The following is a 16,465-nucleotide window of genomic DNA, read 5'->3' on the forward strand; positions in this document are numbered from 1 at the left end:
GGTGGTAAAAAAACAATAAATACCGCTAACTACGCATTACTGTTTCGTACAGAACAACAATAGGGCATGGGAATGGATAAAATTCACGCAATGCAGTTGTTCATCCGCGTCGCAGAACTGGAGAGTTTTTCGCGTGCGGCGGACACCCTTGGACTACCTAAAGGTAGCGTATCGCGACAAATCCAGGCCCTGGAAAATCATCTTGGCACGCAGCTGTTGCACCGCACCACCCGACGCGTCCAGCTCACACAAGACGGCATGATCTATTATGAACGCGCGAAAGATCTGTTAAGTAATCTGGATGAACTGGATGGGCTATTTCATCACGATCCGGCCAGCATCAGCGGCAAGCTGCGCGTGGATATGCCGGTGGGCGTTGCGAGAAATCTGGTGATGCCCCGCCTGACAGCCTTCTTGCATCAATATCCGGGACTTGAACTCGAACTCAGCAGCAGCGACCGTCTGGTGGACTTGATCCGCGAAGGTTTCGACTGCGTGGTACGCGTCGGTACGCTGAAAGATTCAGGGCTGATTGCCCGTCCGCTGGGGAAACTCACGCAGATTAACTGCGCCAGCCCAAAATATCTGGCCCGCTTTGGCTACCCGGAAAGCCTGGAAGATTTAGCCTCGCATGCGGTGGTGCATTACTCAGTGAACCTGGGAAACCGTGCGCAAGGTTTCGAAGTGGCGACAGACAACGGTACTCAATGGGTTAAAACCGGCGGCATGCTGACGGTGAACAGCACGGAAACCTATCATGCCGCGTGCCTTGCCGGCCTGGGCATTATTCAGGTGCCACGCGTCGGCGTACGCGACGCCCTGCGCACCGGTACGCTGGTCGAGGTATTACCGCAGTATCGTGCCGCGCCAATGCCGGTTTCTCTGTTGTATCCGCATCGCCGCAACCTCTCCCGCCGGGTTCATCTGTTTATGGAATGGCTGACCGGCGTAATGAAAGACTATGTTGACTGACAAGCTATACTGTCCTGAGAATGAACAGAACAAGGAATACTGGCCTGATGACGCAGGAAAAAGAGATAAAACGCCCCATTCAGGAACTTGAGCACGCACCGATCCCAAAAATTGAGACCCAGGAGCGTGAAAAAACAGAAACCAACGGTACAACCAACCAGGCATTGCAAACAGCCCTGACCCTCGCCGATAAAATTCAACGTCAGCCCGTCATCGCCCATATGATTCGAGCCGCAGAGCGTTTTAATGACCGCATGGGAAACCAGTTTGGCGCCGCTATCACCTACTTCTCGTTCCTGTCGATGATCCCTATCCTGATGGTGTCATTTGCCGCCGCCGGTTTTATTCTCGCCTCGCACCCTACGCTGTTACAGGATATCTTCGGCAAGATTCTGCTTAATGTCAGCGACCCGACGCTCGCCTCCACGCTGAAAAACACCATTAACACCGCCGTTCAGCAGCGAACCACCGTGGGTCTGGTCGGGCTTGGGATCGCCCTTTATTCTGGGATTAACTGGATGGGCAATCTGAGAGAAGCGATTCGTGCCCAGTCGCGAGATGTCTGGGAGCGTACACCGCAGGATCAGGAAAAAATTTGGGTAAAATACCTGCGAGATTTTGTCTCATTGATTGGTTTGCTGATTGCGCTGATTGTCACCCTGTCCATTACTTCTATCGCCGGTTCCGCCCAGCAGATGATTATCTCTGCGCTGTATCTCGACGGCATCGAATGGCTGAAGCCCGCCTGGCGCCTGATCGGCCTGACCATCTCTATTTTCGCCAACTATTTACTTTTCTTCTGGATTTTCTGGCGACTGCCGCGTCACCGGCCACGTAAGAAAGCACTTATTCGCGGTACGTTTATCGCGGCGCTGGGGTTTGAAGTTATCAAAATGATCATGACCTACACGCTGCCATCATTGGTGCAATCGCCGTCAGGCGCGGCGTTTGGTTCCGTGCTTGGACTGATGGCGTTCTTCTACTTCTTCGCTCGTCTGACGCTGTTTTGCGCCGCCTGGATTGCGACAGCGGAATACAAAGATGACCCGCGAATGCCGGGGAAAACTCAATAGCCACTGCCGGATTAGTTGTGAATTGCCGGATGGCGACGCACGCGTCTTATCCGGCCTACGGGTGAGTTTGTAGGCCGGATAAGCGCAGCGCCATCCGGCAATTATAATGCCGCCTGCTCTTACTGATTTAGTGAATAAATCCAACTCGTAACTTTTATTTAACCAAAAACCAGTTTTATCATCTAAGTTTTAAATTATGTGAAGCATTTCATGGAAGTGAAATCTCCAGCATAAATATTATTCCCTTTTTGCTCTCTTTTTGCTCAATCACAGGGTTTGTTACAGATTGAAATATCGCTTTTGCTGTGCGTAATATGGCCTTTCGTTCGGCCAAAAATAAGAAAATATTATGCAAGCAACAGCCACAACACTCGACAACGAACAGGAACACACCCCGGTCAACTCGCGCAATAAAGTCGTCGTCGCCTCACTCATTGGTACCGCCATTGAGTTCTTCGACTTCTATATCTACGCGACCGCCGCGGTGATCGTGTTCCCCCATATTTTCTTCCCGCAGGGAGATCCGACCGCGGCTACGCTGCAGTCCCTCGCCACCTTCGCTATCGCTTTTGTGGCCCGGCCAATCGGCTCCGCAGTGTTCGGCCATTTCGGCGATCGCGTAGGCCGTAAAGTCACGCTGGTTGCATCACTGCTTACCATGGGGATTTCAACGGTTGTCATTGGCCTGCTGCCGGGCTATGAAACTATCGGCATTTTCGCCCCGTTGCTGCTGGCGCTCGCTCGTTTTGGTCAGGGCTTAGGTCTGGGCGGTGAGTGGGGCGGCGCGGCGTTGCTGGCAACGGAAAACGCGCCGCCGCGTAAACGCGCACTGTACGGGTCATTCCCGCAACTGGGCGCACCTATCGGCTTTTTCTTCGCCAACGGCACCTTCCTGATGCTTTCCTGGCTGCTGACCGATGAACAGTTTATGAGCTGGGGCTGGCGCGTACCGTTCATCTTCTCTGCGGTACTGGTGATCATCGGCCTGTACGTTCGCGTTTCATTGCATGAGTCCCCGGTCTTCGCCAAAGTGGCTGCGGCGAAAAAACAGGTGAAAATCCCGCTGGGTACCTTACTGACAAAACATGTTCGCGTAACGATCCTCGGTACGTTCATCATGCTGGCGACCTATACGCTGTTCTATATCATGACCGTCTATTCAATGACGTTCAGTACAGCCGCTGCGCCTGTAGGGCTTGGCCTGCCGCGTAATGAAGTGTTGTGGATGCTGATGATGGCGGTAATTGGCTTTGGCGTTATGGTGCCTGTAGCGGGGCTGCTGGCCGACGCATTTGGTCGCCGCAAAAGCATGCTCATCATCACCACGCTTATCATTCTGTTTGCGCTGTTTGCCTTTAAACCGCTGCTCGGCTCAGGCAATCCGGCACTGGTGTTCGCTTTCCTGCTGCTGGGTTTAAGTCTGATGGGACTGACATTTGGTCCAATGGGCGCATTGCTGCCGGAGCTGTTCCCAACCGAGGTTCGCTACACGGGCGCCTCATTCTCGTATAACGTTTCGTCGATTCTTGGCGCTTCCGTTGCCCCTTATATTGCCGCATGGCTGCAGGCGAACTACGGTCTGGCAGCGGTAGGAACGTATCTGGCGTCGATGGCGGCGTTAACATTGATCGCGCTGCTGTTAACCCATGAGACCCGTCATCAGTCATTGTGATTCTTTTGCCGGATGCGGCGTAAACACCGCATCCGGCCTGACATCACTTCTTCATTTGCGACAGTATCGTCCGGCACTGATTGGTTTCACCTTCGGAAGGGGAAATCAGCGCCAACAGTGCCGCCGCTGGGGTGACTAACGTGGCTAATGCGGCGGCAACCGCACCACGCGCAATCAATGGCCCAGCTTTTACGCCTGCCTGCGGGTTCTTGAAGGTCCCGCGAACATACAGCGGCGAACGCAGCGTAATAATACGAATACCTTTGCTCTCCGGATCGATGGTTAAATCCAGTTGCTCAGACGCAAAACTCGCGGTCCCGATCACATTGATCACCGCATTTTCCGTATCAAAAGCAAAGATCTGCGGACGCGCCACGCCGTTAACGATATCCAGATTCGCCGCCGCGCAGTTTACGCGAACCTCGTCGTCACCAAATATCTGACCAACGAGATAGTTACCCAGATTTAACCCCACAATTTCCATCAGATTCCGGCTGATTAAGCCATCGTTCATCAGCAGCTTCAGGTTGCCATTGCTGTTCCCCAACAGCGCGGCCACCGAGTTTCCACTGCCGCTAAATTTAGCGTCACCGTTCATTTCACCGAGCGTTTTCTGCATCAGTTCTACATCCGGCATGAGCTCTTTTAGTTTCAGGCGGCGAGCCTGAATGTCCGCCTGCCCGCGCATCGGCTTTTTATCCCCTTCCAGATGGATTCTGGAAACAATGCTGCCTCCCGCCAGGCCAAATTTCAGCGGCTGCAGGCGCAGGTCGGCATTTTTCAGGATGATATGGGTGGAGAGATCGCTAATCGGTAGGCTGCTGCCGTGCTCAATGCGTCGACCTTTGAAACGTACGTCAGCATCCATAACATTCCATTTGTCAGTTTCGAAGCGGTCATACGGTAAGACTTTATCGGCAGGCTGGACGCTCTTCTCACCTTTGCGCTGTTCAGATTGTTTGGCCTTTTCCGCGCCTTTACCCGAATCCACACCAATCAGCGGTCCCAAATCAGCCAGTCTCAGCTGGCGTGATTCGACGTCCCCTTCCAGTTTCGGACGCGGCTTACCGGTAGTATAAGTTAGCGTTCCATGAATATCGCTGTCGCCAATGCGACCATTAAAATCGCGGTAATCAAAAACGGAGGATTTTTCCGGGTCAATTTTCGCCACCAGACGCCCGTCGGTTTCAAATGGCGGCGTATCCGGGAGCAGCACCCCCGTCAAATCGTACAAATCCCCTAGCGAATCACCCGAGAATTTAAGCCGCAGATCCACGCCGCCCATATTCATCGGGTCATTTACCGTACCGGTAAATGCTACCCGCGTATTGCCCGAACGGAAATCAGCCTGCACCGGGAAAGGGGTTCCTTCGCCCCTCAGCGCCAGCATCCCACCTATTTTTCCGCTACCGCTTAGCGGTTCGTCGTTATAGCGTCCTTTGGCCTGCAAACCAAATACGTAATCCTCAACGCGGCTTTGACTCTCTTTACTTTTTGCGCCCGTCACTTCGCTAAAAGGCAATGGCTTACCCAGCGGATCGACCAGGATCTCAAGCTCCGAGCGGGTCACCTTATCGTTAATAGCGATGCGCCCTTGATCGAAGAGAATATTATCCAGCCGGAAAGACCACGCGGATGGCGGCGCATTAGGATCGCGGTTTTCGTCTTCTGCGAGGGTAAAGGTCCAGTTATTGTTTTTCTCCGACAGACGGATAAGGCGCGCATCAGGCTTTACCAGCTTGACCCACGGTAGCCAGACGGTTTTTGTCAGTAATGCCAGTGGCGCGAGCGTGGCTTCCACGCGAGGAAGATGCACCATGGTGACGTCGGGAATCTCTGGCGGGTTGCCAAGGATAATATCCTCGGCATGAACGTGCGGCCACGGAACCCAGCTACGCCAGCCGGTTTCCTGCTTCTGGCGCTCCCAAACCACCCCCAGATCGCCCCGTATGGCGAAGGGCCGGTTGAGTTCTGTAGAGACTTTCTGGTTGATGGTCGGTTTGAGCCGGTTCCAGTCAAATGTCGCAATCACAATGATGAATACGACGATCAACAACAAGAAAACCCCTGATATTGATACGGTTATTTTGCCTGCTTTTGTCATAGTTAGCGTCCTCACTTCCTTCCTTGCCTGTCCTAAAGATAGTCCAGCAGGGCAAAATGAGGGACGTTACATCCGAATCAAAGCGACAGGATCACCTCTTCGAGGGTGTCCAGAGGTACTGGACGAGAAAGAAAATAGCCTTGCGCCGCGAAAGCCGGTGAGTTTTGCACATCACGCCACTCTTCAAGTGTTTCAACACCTTCAACAATCACCCCGCGGCAATAGCGGTTCATCAGCTGTAACAACAGCGTGAAGAGATTGCGGCCTTCCGGCGTCTGACGCAGCATGACAAACAGATCCCGCGCCACTTTAATATAGTCGTAACTCACTTCGCTCAGGGCCGAGAAGTTCGCCATTCCGGTACCAAAGTCATCCAGCCAGAGTGGACCAAACTCGCACATTGAGGCGAACGACGATCCCTTCGGCAGGCGGATATGCTCCACCAGCTCAAAACGCAGCCAGGGCAGGCATTCGATGATTTTCAGGATTTCAGGATCCTGGCGCATTGCAATCAGCGTTGGGCCATCGACATTCACTGATGCCAGCAGGTTATTGGTTCTGAAAAAGTCACCTTTCAGCTCAAGCTGCAGAAGCTGCTCTTTCACGACCTCTATACGGTGTCGGACGGCCACTTCAGCAAAATAGCGATCTGGCGCAATACGTTGGGCAGGGTTAGCAGGATGGCTCACGACGGTCAACAGTTCAACGGCCATCAGCCGTCCATCAGTCTGGTAAATCGGCTGATAGGTGTAAGCACGCTCGCACTGCAGCCAATAGCGTCTCGCCTGCAAGCTTTCGATACTCGCATCGGGCGTAATGAGCTGCTGGGTAACCTGCTTTATCATCAAAGATGTCCTGTAAATAAGAGTGTGACTGACCGGACTCGTCAAAGGTTATCGGCGCTCGGGCGCAGAACTTTACGTTCCGCCGCAGGCAAAATAAAAACTAAGCGGCAAAAACAGCGCAGAACACGTGCTGGCTCAAAAAAATAATGGAACGTTGTTTTAATATAGTTGACCACTTAACACCCACAGCGCACACTAACGCTAATTTTTTTCAGAGCAGGTTACGACTATGTCCAGAAAGATTGCCGTGATTGGCGAATGCATGATTGAGCTGTCACAGAAAGGCGCTGACGTTCAGCGCGGATTCGGTGGCGACACGTTGAATACATCCGTTTATATCGCCCGCCAGGTCGATGCGGCGGCACTTTCCGTACACTATGTGACTGCACTGGGTACTGACAGTTTCAGCCAACAAATGCTCGAATCCTGGCAGAGTGAAAATGTTGACACCTCATTAACCCAGCGTATGGAAAACCGCCTGCCGGGACTCTACTACATTGAGACCGATAGCACCGGCGAGCGTACCTTCTATTACTGGCGTAATGAAGCCGCAGCAAAATTCTGGCTGGAGAGCGAACAGTCCGCCGCTATTTGCGAAGAGCTGGCGACGTTTGACTATTTGTATCTGAGCGGAATCAGCCTGGCGATTTTAAGCCCGGCCAGCCGTAACAAACTGCTGACGTTACTGCGTGAATGCCGCGCTAACGGTGGAAAAGTCATTTTTGACAATAACTACCGTCCACGCCTGTGGAGCAGCAAAGAAGAAACGCAGCAGGTTTATCAGCAGATGCTGGAATGCACTAATATCGCGTTCCTGACGCTGGATGATGAGGACGCGTTGTGGGGTGAAAGACCTGTAGCCGAGGTAATTGCCCGTACGCACGCGGCTGGTGTTCAGGAAGTCGTGGTGAAGCGCGGCGCAGATTCTTGCCTGGTTTCTATCGAGGGCGAAGCGCTGATCGACGTCCCGGCCGTTAAATTGCCGAAAGAGAAAGTGATTGATACCACCGCTGCGGGAGATTCCTTCAGCGCAGGGTATCTGGCGGTACGTCTGACCGGTGGCGATGCCGCCGATGCCGCAAAACGCGGTCACCTGACGGCAAGCACGGTGATTCAGCATCGCGGGGCGATTATCCCACGCGACGCTATGCCGCAATAACGTGTTGTTCTTGTAGGCCGGGCAAGCGAAGCGCCCCCGGCCTACCCACCCAAGGCCGGATGGCGGCGTAACCGCCTTATCCGGCCTGGAGGTTACTGTACCGGCGGGATATCCGTCACTTCAGAATGTGACTCATCCGTTTCTACCGGCGTTGCCGCTGCGGTAATGGGTGCCATAATGCTATCCCACGTCGCCTGCAGTTCCTTCATATTGAATTCAGGCTCCCCCTTCGGCTGCAGCAGAATTAACGCCATATCTTGCGACAGTTGCTGGCGCAGATCCTGATTCAGCATCTCAACGTTCAGACTGTTGAGGAAGCTCTGGCGTAAACGCTGATACTGTTCAGGCGCGATATCCACCACCTGATTTTGCAGCGAGCGCAAACGCTGGCTGATCAAAATATCCGTATCGGTACGGCCATAGGTGGCAAACAGTTTCTGCAGTTCCAGATTCTTTTGCGCCACCAGCGCATTGAACTCTTCTTCCGGCAGTCCCTTGTCACGCACTTTCGCCAACTCACGCGCAACCGTACCGAGGTTCGCGTTCAGCTTATCGTTCGGCGACTCCACGTTGATAGCGCACTGGGCACGCAGGAACAGGACCCGACAATCAAATCCAAGGCCGATATCTTTGGCATTGTTTTTGGTCAGTTCCTGCTGAATATGCCAGAACAGCGCTTCACGGGCTAAATCAGCTCGCCAGTAGCGTAACAGCGCGGCGGATTCACGGATTGGCTGCCACGGCGTGTCCCACATGATGGAAAGGCGATCCTGACGTACCGCATCGGTCATAATGCTCACGGCTTCCGCACGCAGCGGCGAGAGCGTCGGCACCGGCGCAGGTGTTTCGCGTTTTCCTTTTAACTCGCCAAAGGTTTTGTTGATTTGCTCAGCTACGCTGCGCGCATCTACATTACCAACGATAATCAGCGTCATCGCGTCCGGGGTATACCATTTCTGGTAGAAGGACTGGATTTTCGTGGCGTCGACAGGCGTTTTCAGCGGATCGGCTGGATCGTGCCCCAACAGGGTTGAGCCCTTCAGACGGTAGCGCCACCACCCCTCTTTGGTATCGGACGGCCAGGTTGCGACCATATCTTCGCTACTCAGCGCGTGGTTGATCGTTTCAGGGGTGATGCTCAGATTGCCGGAAATATTCGCCAGGTAAGAAAGTGACTCTTTCAGCAGATCGTTACGGCTGTTAGGCAGACTGAGGTTATATAGCGTGGAATCATAGGAAACGATAACGGGCGGCATGGGACGTTTGGGATCGAACCCCTGCTGCCATAATGAACGGGCTTGCGTGGCATCAAGGCCACCGCTTTGCGTCAGCGCGATACGCGGGATCGCATGGCTGAAACCACTCTGTTGCGTACTTTCGGTGAGTGAACCGGTATTGACCAGCAGGCGAACCTCAATACGGTCGCTGGGGCGCTGGGGAGTGGCTAACACTTGCCACTGTAAACCATTTGCCAGCGTGCCCTGTTGCCACGCCGGGTCAGGCTGGAGCGCATCTGCCTGCACATAGCCGGCAGCGGCCATCATCAGCAAGCCGCCCGCTAAAAGTCGAATTTTTGTGCCCTGCATGTGAACCCCTGATCAACTATCCTGGTAATAAAAAGACAGCCCGCGAAAGGGCTCTCTGAATATGACGTTAAAAACACTTCGTGTTAGACCGCAAGAACATGAAAATGTCACGGAGGAAGTGAAAAAATCCCGACGCCGCCGAATCGACGGTTTCAGGCACAGGGGGTAATTATGCGCAAACACCCGCAGTCCTGGAAGGGACTACGGGCATAAGTGACGAGATTAAGAGGATAAATCGTGCGTTTTGCCATCCGGCGCACGATTATTCAGCGTGTCATCCAGCTTTTTGGTATCCAGTTCTTTCACCCATTTAGCCACAACGACGGTTGCAACACCGTTACCAATCAGGTTGGTCAGCGCACGGGCTTCAGACATAAAGCGGTCAATACCGAGAATCAGCGCCAGGCCAGCGACCGGTAAATGCCCCACCGCAGAGATAGTCGCGGCCAGAACAATGAAGCCACTCCCGGTCACACCCGCTGCGCCTTTCGAGGAGAGCAGGAGCACCACCAGCAGGGTTATCTGATGGAAGATATCCATGTGACTGTTGGTGGCCTGAGCGATAAACACCGCCGCCATCGTCAGATAGATGGATGTCCCATCAAGGTTAAACGAGTACCCCGTGGGTATAACCAACCCGACAACCGACTTCCGACAGCCCAGTTTCTCCATTTTATCGAGCATACGCGGCAGTGCGGATTCAGAAGAAGATGTACCCAGTACGATCAGCAACTCTTCACGGATATAGCGGATGAATTTGAAGATGCTAAAGCCAGTCGCGCGAGCAATGGAGCCCAGTACAAGAACCACAAACAGAATACAGGTGATGTAGAAGCAGATTATCAGCTGCCCCAGTTGCACCAGCGTTCCGACGCCATATTTACCGATGGTAAAGGCCATGGCACCGAAAGCACCGATCGGCGCCAGGCGCATGATCATATTGATGATGCCGAAAATAACCTGCGAGAAGCTTTCAATTACGTTGAAGATCATCTGGCCTTTGCTGCCCAGACGATGCAGAGCAAAACCAAACATTACCGCAAACAGCAATACCTGCAGGATGTTACCGCTGGCAAACGCGCCAATGACGCTCGCAGGGATAATGTCCATCAGGAAACCTACGATCCCCTGGTCTTTTGCCTGTTCGGCGTAAATCGCTACCGCTTTGGCATCCAGCGTTGCCGGATCGACGTTCATCCCGGCACCGGGTTGCACCACGTTGACGATGATAAGGCCGATGATCAGCGCAATCGTACTGACAATTTCAAAATAGAGCAGTGCAACCGCACCGGTGCGGCCTACTGCTTTCATACTTTCCATACCTGCAATGCCGGTCACGACAGTACAGAAGATGACAGGTGCGATGACCATCTTGATGAGCTTAACGAAAGCATCACCAAGCGGCTTCATTTGGGCGCCTAATTCAGGGTAGTAATGGCCAAGGAGAATACCAATGGCAATTGCTGTCAGGACCTGAAAGTAAAGGCTTTTGAATATAGAGGTCTTCATAGGGTGTCCTTAAAGTAAAAACCACAGGTCTTGTAAGGTTTTGTTTAACCTGCGGCCTTAAAGTAACACCCACTCAACATGACAGAAATGCACCTGGATCATAATTGATACAAAAATGTTAAAAATTTTGAGCTGGCTCGCACAAGCGAGACCTTTTTTAACTTTTGTAATCAGCGCTTTCCGGTGCCAGGTAACGTTCTTCAAAGATATTTGCCGGAACGGGTCGGGCAAACAGGAAGCCTTGCGCCACTTCCACCCCGGCTTGTGATAACCATTCGCGTTGCGCTTCCGTTTCAACGCCTTCGGCGATCATCTGCAAATTGAGGCTGTGTGCCAACTGAATGATAGCGGAGATCATGCTGCAATCTTCGGGCACACCATCGACAAACATCTTATCGATTTTGAGTACATCCACCGGTAGCGACTTCATATGCTGTAGCTGTCGCAGACCCGCATACCCCATGCCAAAGTCGTCCAGCGCGATGCGCACGCCCGCGTTGCGCAGCGGTCGCAAAATGGTCACTGCGGCGTGGGGATCGTCAATATGCCGACTTTCAGTCACTTCCAGAATCAATGTGCCAGGCTTAATGCGATAGCGCGTCAACAACTCCAGCAGATCAGACACCATACTTGGGTGCATCAACTGGAGAGCGGATAAATTCACCGAGAGCGGCAGCATCAGACCGCGTTCTTGCCAGGCTGACAGCTGGCGGCATGTTTCTTCCAGCACCCAATAACCGACTGTCACCATCAGACCACAAGACTCAATTCTGTCGATTAACCCTTCCGGAAGCTCCCAGCTACCGTCCGGCTGCTGCATCCGCAATAATGCTTCTGCGCTCAATACCTTGCCGCTGGACATCTCTACCTGGGGCTGCATCCAGAGCGCAAATTGCTGGTTATCCATAGCGGTTAAAATATCGTTTTCCTGGGTTAAACGCTGCTGCGCCTCTTCCATTTGCAACGGATCAAAGAACTGAATTTGGTTTTTACCTTTATGACGCGACGTTAACACGGCGGACAGGGCGCGGCGGTAGAGTTGCTCTGCGGTTAAATCACCATAAAACATCGCCACCCCAATGTTGCAGTTCGGACGTAGTTGAATGCCCTGAATCGGTAACCGCTCATTAACGATAGTGAGTACTTGCTGACCTAGCGTAATAGCATGCCAGGGCTCTTTTACACCATGCGCGATGATGGCAAAGTCATAGCCGCTCACCTGGGTAAGCACCATTCTGGGAGCCAATACGGATTTCAGTTTTTCGACCAGCGTGAGCAGCAGGATTTCTCGCTGAGTTTCGGTTAACACGCCCGCGGTATCACGCAGGGTTTCACAGGTGACAATCATCAGCGCCGTCGTTTGCTGACGCGTCACTACCTGCTCCAGCAATCCCATTAAAAACGATTTGTTGGGCAATTCTGAAACCGGGAAGCGCATCGAATGGTCGCTTTGCTCTTCGCTATGGCGTTTGATGAGCTGCTGATTGAGGTTGTAGCTACGCACCAGCATACCAATCTCATCATCCTGATGCAGACGTGGTAATGCCAGTTGATAGCCAATCAGGTCCTGCTGTTGAATGTCGTTCAACTCACGAGCGATTTTGCGTAATGGATGCACAATCAAACGGTTAATACACCATGAGATGGCTACCGTGAGTATTAACGATAAAAGTAAGTAAATGGTCACTAACGTTGAGAGAGTGCTCATCACAAACTTGTACATGCGGTACGAATCCGCCTGCAGCACCAGATACGCCAGCGGTTGTGGGTTCGCTGAACGCTCAAGTGAATAGACCGGCAGCGAAATTTGCACCGGCAGCTCAAACAGGCGGGTCACCGTAACGGGAACCGGGCGTTCGGGAATAAAGCTCATCCGCAGCGCCTGAAACTGATTGGGGAGCACCACATCAGCGCGGCTGACCACGCCTGCTGGCCGAATACTGCGTAGAACGGCTTCCGCTTCGGGAATATCCCCTTTCAGGATAGTGTCGGAAAGAGGTTCACGGACGGAGCGAGCGATACTTTCCAGTTGTGTAGCCGTGTTATAGCGGTTCTGCTGTACCAGATGGAACAACAAAACGGTGCAAAAAATGAAAACAAACACCATGACAACGGCCGCGACCATTGCCATCTGCTTAATTGTTAACGAGCGACTGACACGCAAACTGACTCTCCACGGATAGACGAAACTGCCGTCAGAGTATACCCGATCGTAGCGGTATTAAGAGAGACGGTATCTGAAAACTTCCCAGCGTGCATTATCGCGACAGGATAGGCACCTGACGACGAGATTTATCTGCATTTAAGCCGAAAAAGGCCGCAAGGTCACCCCTGCGGCCTGGTTCGGGCGCATGTTGCCATCACGGTAGGCAGACGCCCACTAAGAGCATTACTTCCTGTTACGCAGCCAGCTCAGAATCAGGCTGGCAATAATACCAGCGATGATCGGAGCCGCTAAATCGTGCCAGAAGGCCACGCCTAACTGTGCGAGCGTCATATAGCCGCCTGTGTTGCAATGGCAACTGTTCGCGGCTATTCTTAACTTGTCTGGAGTCAAGTTAGCCCCCGTTTTGTTGCCAGGTTTATACCGAACAACGTGCGGGGGTTTTCTCTTTCCAGCAACCGATGCCGCCGGGGATCAAGCCCCCGCAACATTGCGCCTCACCGGGAATTCCCAGCTTGCCGCTGATTCTACGGCAGCCCATTCGCCATATCACCGCGCAATATTCCGCTTTGCGTAGCGCCTCGCATTTCACCCGTTTCTCGCCAGGACGCTGGAAAGATTCTTGCCAGTTGGCAACATTCCTGCCGACCATCAACCCAGGTAAATACATAACTCGTTGATATCTATTAATTCAATTTCTGGCACAGCGATTGCTATTTGAGTGTGAGCTGTTCTGTTCCGAATTAAAGGAGATATCATGTCTGACTGTCGTACTTACGGATTCAACACCCAGATCGTTCACGCGGGGCAACAACCCGACCCTTCAACTGGCGCGCTCAGTACGCCTATTTTCCAGACTTCAACGTTTGTGTTTGACAGCGCCGAACAAGGTGCCGCCCGCTTTGCGCTGGAGGAGTCCGGGTACATTTATACTCGTTTGGGTAACCCCACCACCGATGCGCTGGAGAAAAAGCTGGCGGTGCTGGAAAGAGGTGAAGCCGGACTGGCAACCGCGTCCGGTATTTCTGCCATCACCACAACGCTGCTGACATTGTGCCAGCAGGGTGACCATATCGTTTCAGCCAGCGCAATTTACGGCTGCACCCACGCGTTTCTGTCACACAGCATGCCGAAGTTCGGGATTAACGTCAGCTTCGTCGATGCGGCGAATCCTGAAGAAATTCGCGCCGCCATGCGCCCGGAAACCAAAGTGGTGTATATCGAAACGCCCGCCAACCCGACGCTCTCATTGGTTGATATTGAAACGGTGGCCGGTATTGCCCATCAGCAAGGCGCAGTGTTGGTGGTGGATAACACCTTTATGTCGCCGTACTGTCAGCAGCCTTTGCAACTGGGCGCAGACATCGTGGTGCACAGCGTCACCAAATATATCAACGGTCACGGGGATGTGATTGGCGGCATTATCGTCGGCAAGCAGGAGTTTATCGACCAGGCGCGGTTTGTTGGGTTGAAAGATATCACCGGCGGCTGCATGAGTCCGTTCAACGCCTGGTTGACGCTGCGCGGCGTTAAAACACTGGGCATTCGAATGGAACGTCACTGCGAAAATGCGATGAAAATCGCCCGCTTCCTGGAAGGACATCCGTCCATCACCCATGTTTATTATCCCGGTCTCTCTTCACATCCGCAGTATGAGCTGGGCCAACGGCAGATGAGTCTGCCAGGAGGAATTATTAGCTTCGAAATCGCCGGCGGCCTCGAGGCTGGCAGACGGATGATCAATTCTGTAGAATTGTGCCTCCTCGCGGTCAGTCTCGGTGATACCGAAACCCTCATTCAGCACCCAGCGTCTATGACACATTCGCCCGTTGCGCCAGAGGAACGGCTTAAAGCAGGTATTACCGACGGGCTTATCCGTCTTTCTGTGGGTCTTGAAGATCCAGAAGATATTATTAACGACCTTGAACACGCCATCAGAAAGGCAACATTCTGACCACTACAGCCTGAGCCGACGCCGATCGGTTCAGGCTGTTGGGAATCAAGGCACAACAGTCTGGCTATACGCGCAATCCTTTTCCGGGGAGAGCGTGTATTTTGGGCAGGGGGTTCTATGCAGGACAACACATTACAATTAAGCAACAATACAGCAACCGCCGTACCAATCTCAAAAAAAATACCGTTCACGAAATACGATTTTGGCTGGGTATTACTCTGTATCGGCATGGCAATTGGCGCCGGAACGGTACTGATGCCGGTACAAATTGGCTTAACTGGTATTTGGGTATTTATTGTCGCCTTTATTATTGCTTATCCCGCAACCTATATTGTGCAGGACATTTATTTAAAAACATTATCAGAAAGTGAAACCTGTAATGACTATACCGATATTATAAGTCATTATTTGGGGAAAAACTGGGGCGTATTTCTTGGCGTCATTTACTTCCTGATGATTATTCACGGTATATTTATTTATTCCTTATCCGTAGTATTTGACAGTGCCTCTTATATCAAAACCTTTGGCTTGACCGAGGCCGACCTTTCGCAGTCAATAATCTACAAAGTTGCCATTTTTGCCGTGCTGGTCGCCATTGCTTCCGGGGGAGAAAAGCTGCTGTTCAAAATCTCCGGTCCGATGGTAGTAGTAAAAGTGGGGATCATCATCGTGTTTGGTTTTGCGATGGTCCCGCACTGGAACTTTAGCAATATCAGCGCATTTCCTGAAGCCTCGGTTTTCTTTCGCAACGTGCTGTTGACCATCCCGTTCTGCTTCTTCTCTGCGGTGTTTATACAGGTATTAAACCCAATGAACATCGCTTATCGCAAACGGGTGGCTGACCGGGTACTGGCGACGCGCATGGCGATACGCACGCATCGCATCAGTTACATTACGCTGATTGCTGTTATTCTGTTTTTCTCCTTCTCTTTTACCTTTTCGATTAGCCATGAAGAGGCCGTTTCGGCCTTTGAACAAAATATTTCCGCCCTGGCGCTGGCAGCGCAGGTTATTCCAGGACAAATTATTCATATCACCTCAACGGTACTGAATATCTTCGCCGTATTAACTGCGTTTTTTGGTATTTACCTGGGATTCCATGAGGCGATAAAGGGTATTATTCTTAACGTCCTGAGTCGTGTCATTGACGTTGAGAAAATTAATCCGTTAGTGCTTACGCTGGGTATTTGCACATTTATTGTGATCACCCTGGTTATTTGGGTGTCGTTCCGCGTATCGGTACTGGTTTTCTTCCAGTTGGGTAGCCCACTGTACGGGATTGTGTCGTGTATTATTCCTTTTTTCCTGATCTATAAAGTAACGCAACTGGAGAAATTGCGCGGCGTTAAAACCTGGCTGATCCTGCTGTACGGAATTCTGCTATGCCTGTCGCCATTATTGAAGCTGATTGAATAACCCGTCTAACG

At 52.3% G+C, this 16,465-nt stretch carries 13 protein-coding genes; 6 read left to right on the forward strand and 7 right to left on the reverse strand.

Features of this window, described 5'->3' with window-relative positions; genetic code table 11:
• Positions 1–72 precede the first annotated feature (72 nt).
• The 3 genes from FDW96_RS13750 (at position 73) to FDW96_RS13760 (ending at position 3,717) form a co-directional block, all read left to right on the forward strand.
• Complete coding sequence (locus FDW96_RS13750) at positions 73–972, forward strand: LysR family transcriptional regulator (protein ID WP_137365833.1); 900 nt, start codon at positions 73–75, stop codon at positions 970–972.
• 47 nt (positions 973–1,019) lie between these two features.
• Positions 1,020–2,045, forward strand: a complete 1,026-nt coding sequence (yhjD, locus tag FDW96_RS13755) for an inner membrane protein YhjD (RefSeq protein WP_042311750.1) — start codon at positions 1,020–1,022, stop codon at positions 2,043–2,045.
• Positions 2,046–2,394: 349 nt separating this feature from the next.
• Complete coding sequence (locus tag FDW96_RS13760) at positions 2,395–3,717, forward strand: MFS transporter (RefSeq protein WP_042311748.1); 1,323 nt, start codon at positions 2,395–2,397, stop codon at positions 3,715–3,717.
• A 43-nt stretch (positions 3,718–3,760) separates the two neighbouring features.
• Here the strand turns inward: FDW96_RS13760 and FDW96_RS13765 are convergent, their stop codons facing one another.
• Complete coding sequence (locus FDW96_RS13765; protein ID WP_137365834.1) at positions 3,761–5,821, reverse strand: AsmA family protein; 2,061 nt, start codon at positions 5,819–5,821, stop codon at positions 3,761–3,763.
• 77 nt (positions 5,822–5,898) lie between these two features.
• Positions 5,899–6,666, reverse strand: a complete 768-nt coding sequence (gene pdeH, locus FDW96_RS13770; RefSeq protein WP_042311746.1) for a cyclic-guanylate-specific phosphodiesterase — start codon at positions 6,664–6,666, stop codon at positions 5,899–5,901.
• A 229-nt stretch (positions 6,667–6,895) separates the two neighbouring features.
• Here pdeH and FDW96_RS13775 point away from each other — a divergent pair, with 229 nt between their 5' ends.
• Entirely contained in the window at positions 6,896–7,825 is a 930-nt protein-coding gene (locus FDW96_RS13775; protein WP_137365835.1) for a sugar kinase, read from the forward strand.
• A 92-nt stretch (positions 7,826–7,917) separates the two neighbouring features.
• Here the strand turns inward: FDW96_RS13775 and FDW96_RS13780 are convergent, their stop codons facing one another.
• The 5 genes from FDW96_RS13780 to FDW96_RS13800 form a co-directional block, all read right to left on the reverse strand.
• Complete coding sequence (locus tag FDW96_RS13780; RefSeq protein ID WP_137365836.1) at positions 7,918–9,411, reverse strand: pitrilysin family protein; 1,494 nt, start codon at positions 9,409–9,411, stop codon at positions 7,918–7,920.
• Between the two features lie 222 nt (positions 9,412–9,633).
• Entirely contained in the window at positions 9,634–10,920 is a 1,287-nt protein-coding gene (dctA, locus tag FDW96_RS13785; RefSeq protein WP_006687518.1) for a C4-dicarboxylate transporter DctC, read from the reverse strand.
• A 157-nt stretch (positions 10,921–11,077) separates the two neighbouring features.
• Positions 11,078–13,084 carry a biofilm formation regulator HmsP gene (hmsP, locus tag FDW96_RS13790; protein ID WP_072014793.1) on the reverse strand — a complete coding sequence of 669 codons (2,007 nt, stop codon included), beginning with the start codon at positions 13,082–13,084 and terminating at the stop codon, positions 11,078–11,080.
• Between the two features lie 225 nt (positions 13,085–13,309).
• Positions 13,310–13,417, reverse strand: a complete 108-nt coding sequence (locus FDW96_RS13795) for a type I toxin-antitoxin system toxin Ldr family protein (RefSeq protein WP_042311730.1) — start codon at positions 13,415–13,417, stop codon at positions 13,310–13,312.
• An 85-nt stretch (positions 13,418–13,502) separates the two neighbouring features.
• Entirely contained in the window at positions 13,503–13,736 is a 234-nt protein-coding gene (locus FDW96_RS13800; protein WP_137365837.1) for a hypothetical protein, read from the reverse strand.
• A gap of 105 nt (positions 13,737–13,841) precedes the next feature.
• Between FDW96_RS13800 and megL the strand changes: the two genes are divergently transcribed.
• Both megL and FDW96_RS13810 read left to right on the forward strand, forming a co-directional pair.
• On the forward strand, positions 13,842–15,038 hold the full coding sequence (gene megL, locus FDW96_RS13805) for a methionine gamma-lyase (RefSeq protein WP_061380953.1): 1,197 nt from the start codon (positions 13,842–13,844) through the stop codon (positions 15,036–15,038).
• A gap of 117 nt (positions 15,039–15,155) precedes the next feature.
• A complete protein-coding gene (locus FDW96_RS13810; protein WP_042311726.1) occupies positions 15,156–16,454 on the forward strand; it encodes an aromatic amino acid transport family protein in 1,299 nt (432 codons plus the stop codon).
• Positions 16,455–16,465 lie beyond the last annotated feature (11 nt).

The sequence above is a fragment of the Citrobacter sp. TBCS-15 genome (genome assembly GCF_005280815.1).
GTDB lineage: Bacteria > Pseudomonadota > Gammaproteobacteria > Enterobacterales > Enterobacteriaceae > Citrobacter > Citrobacter werkmanii.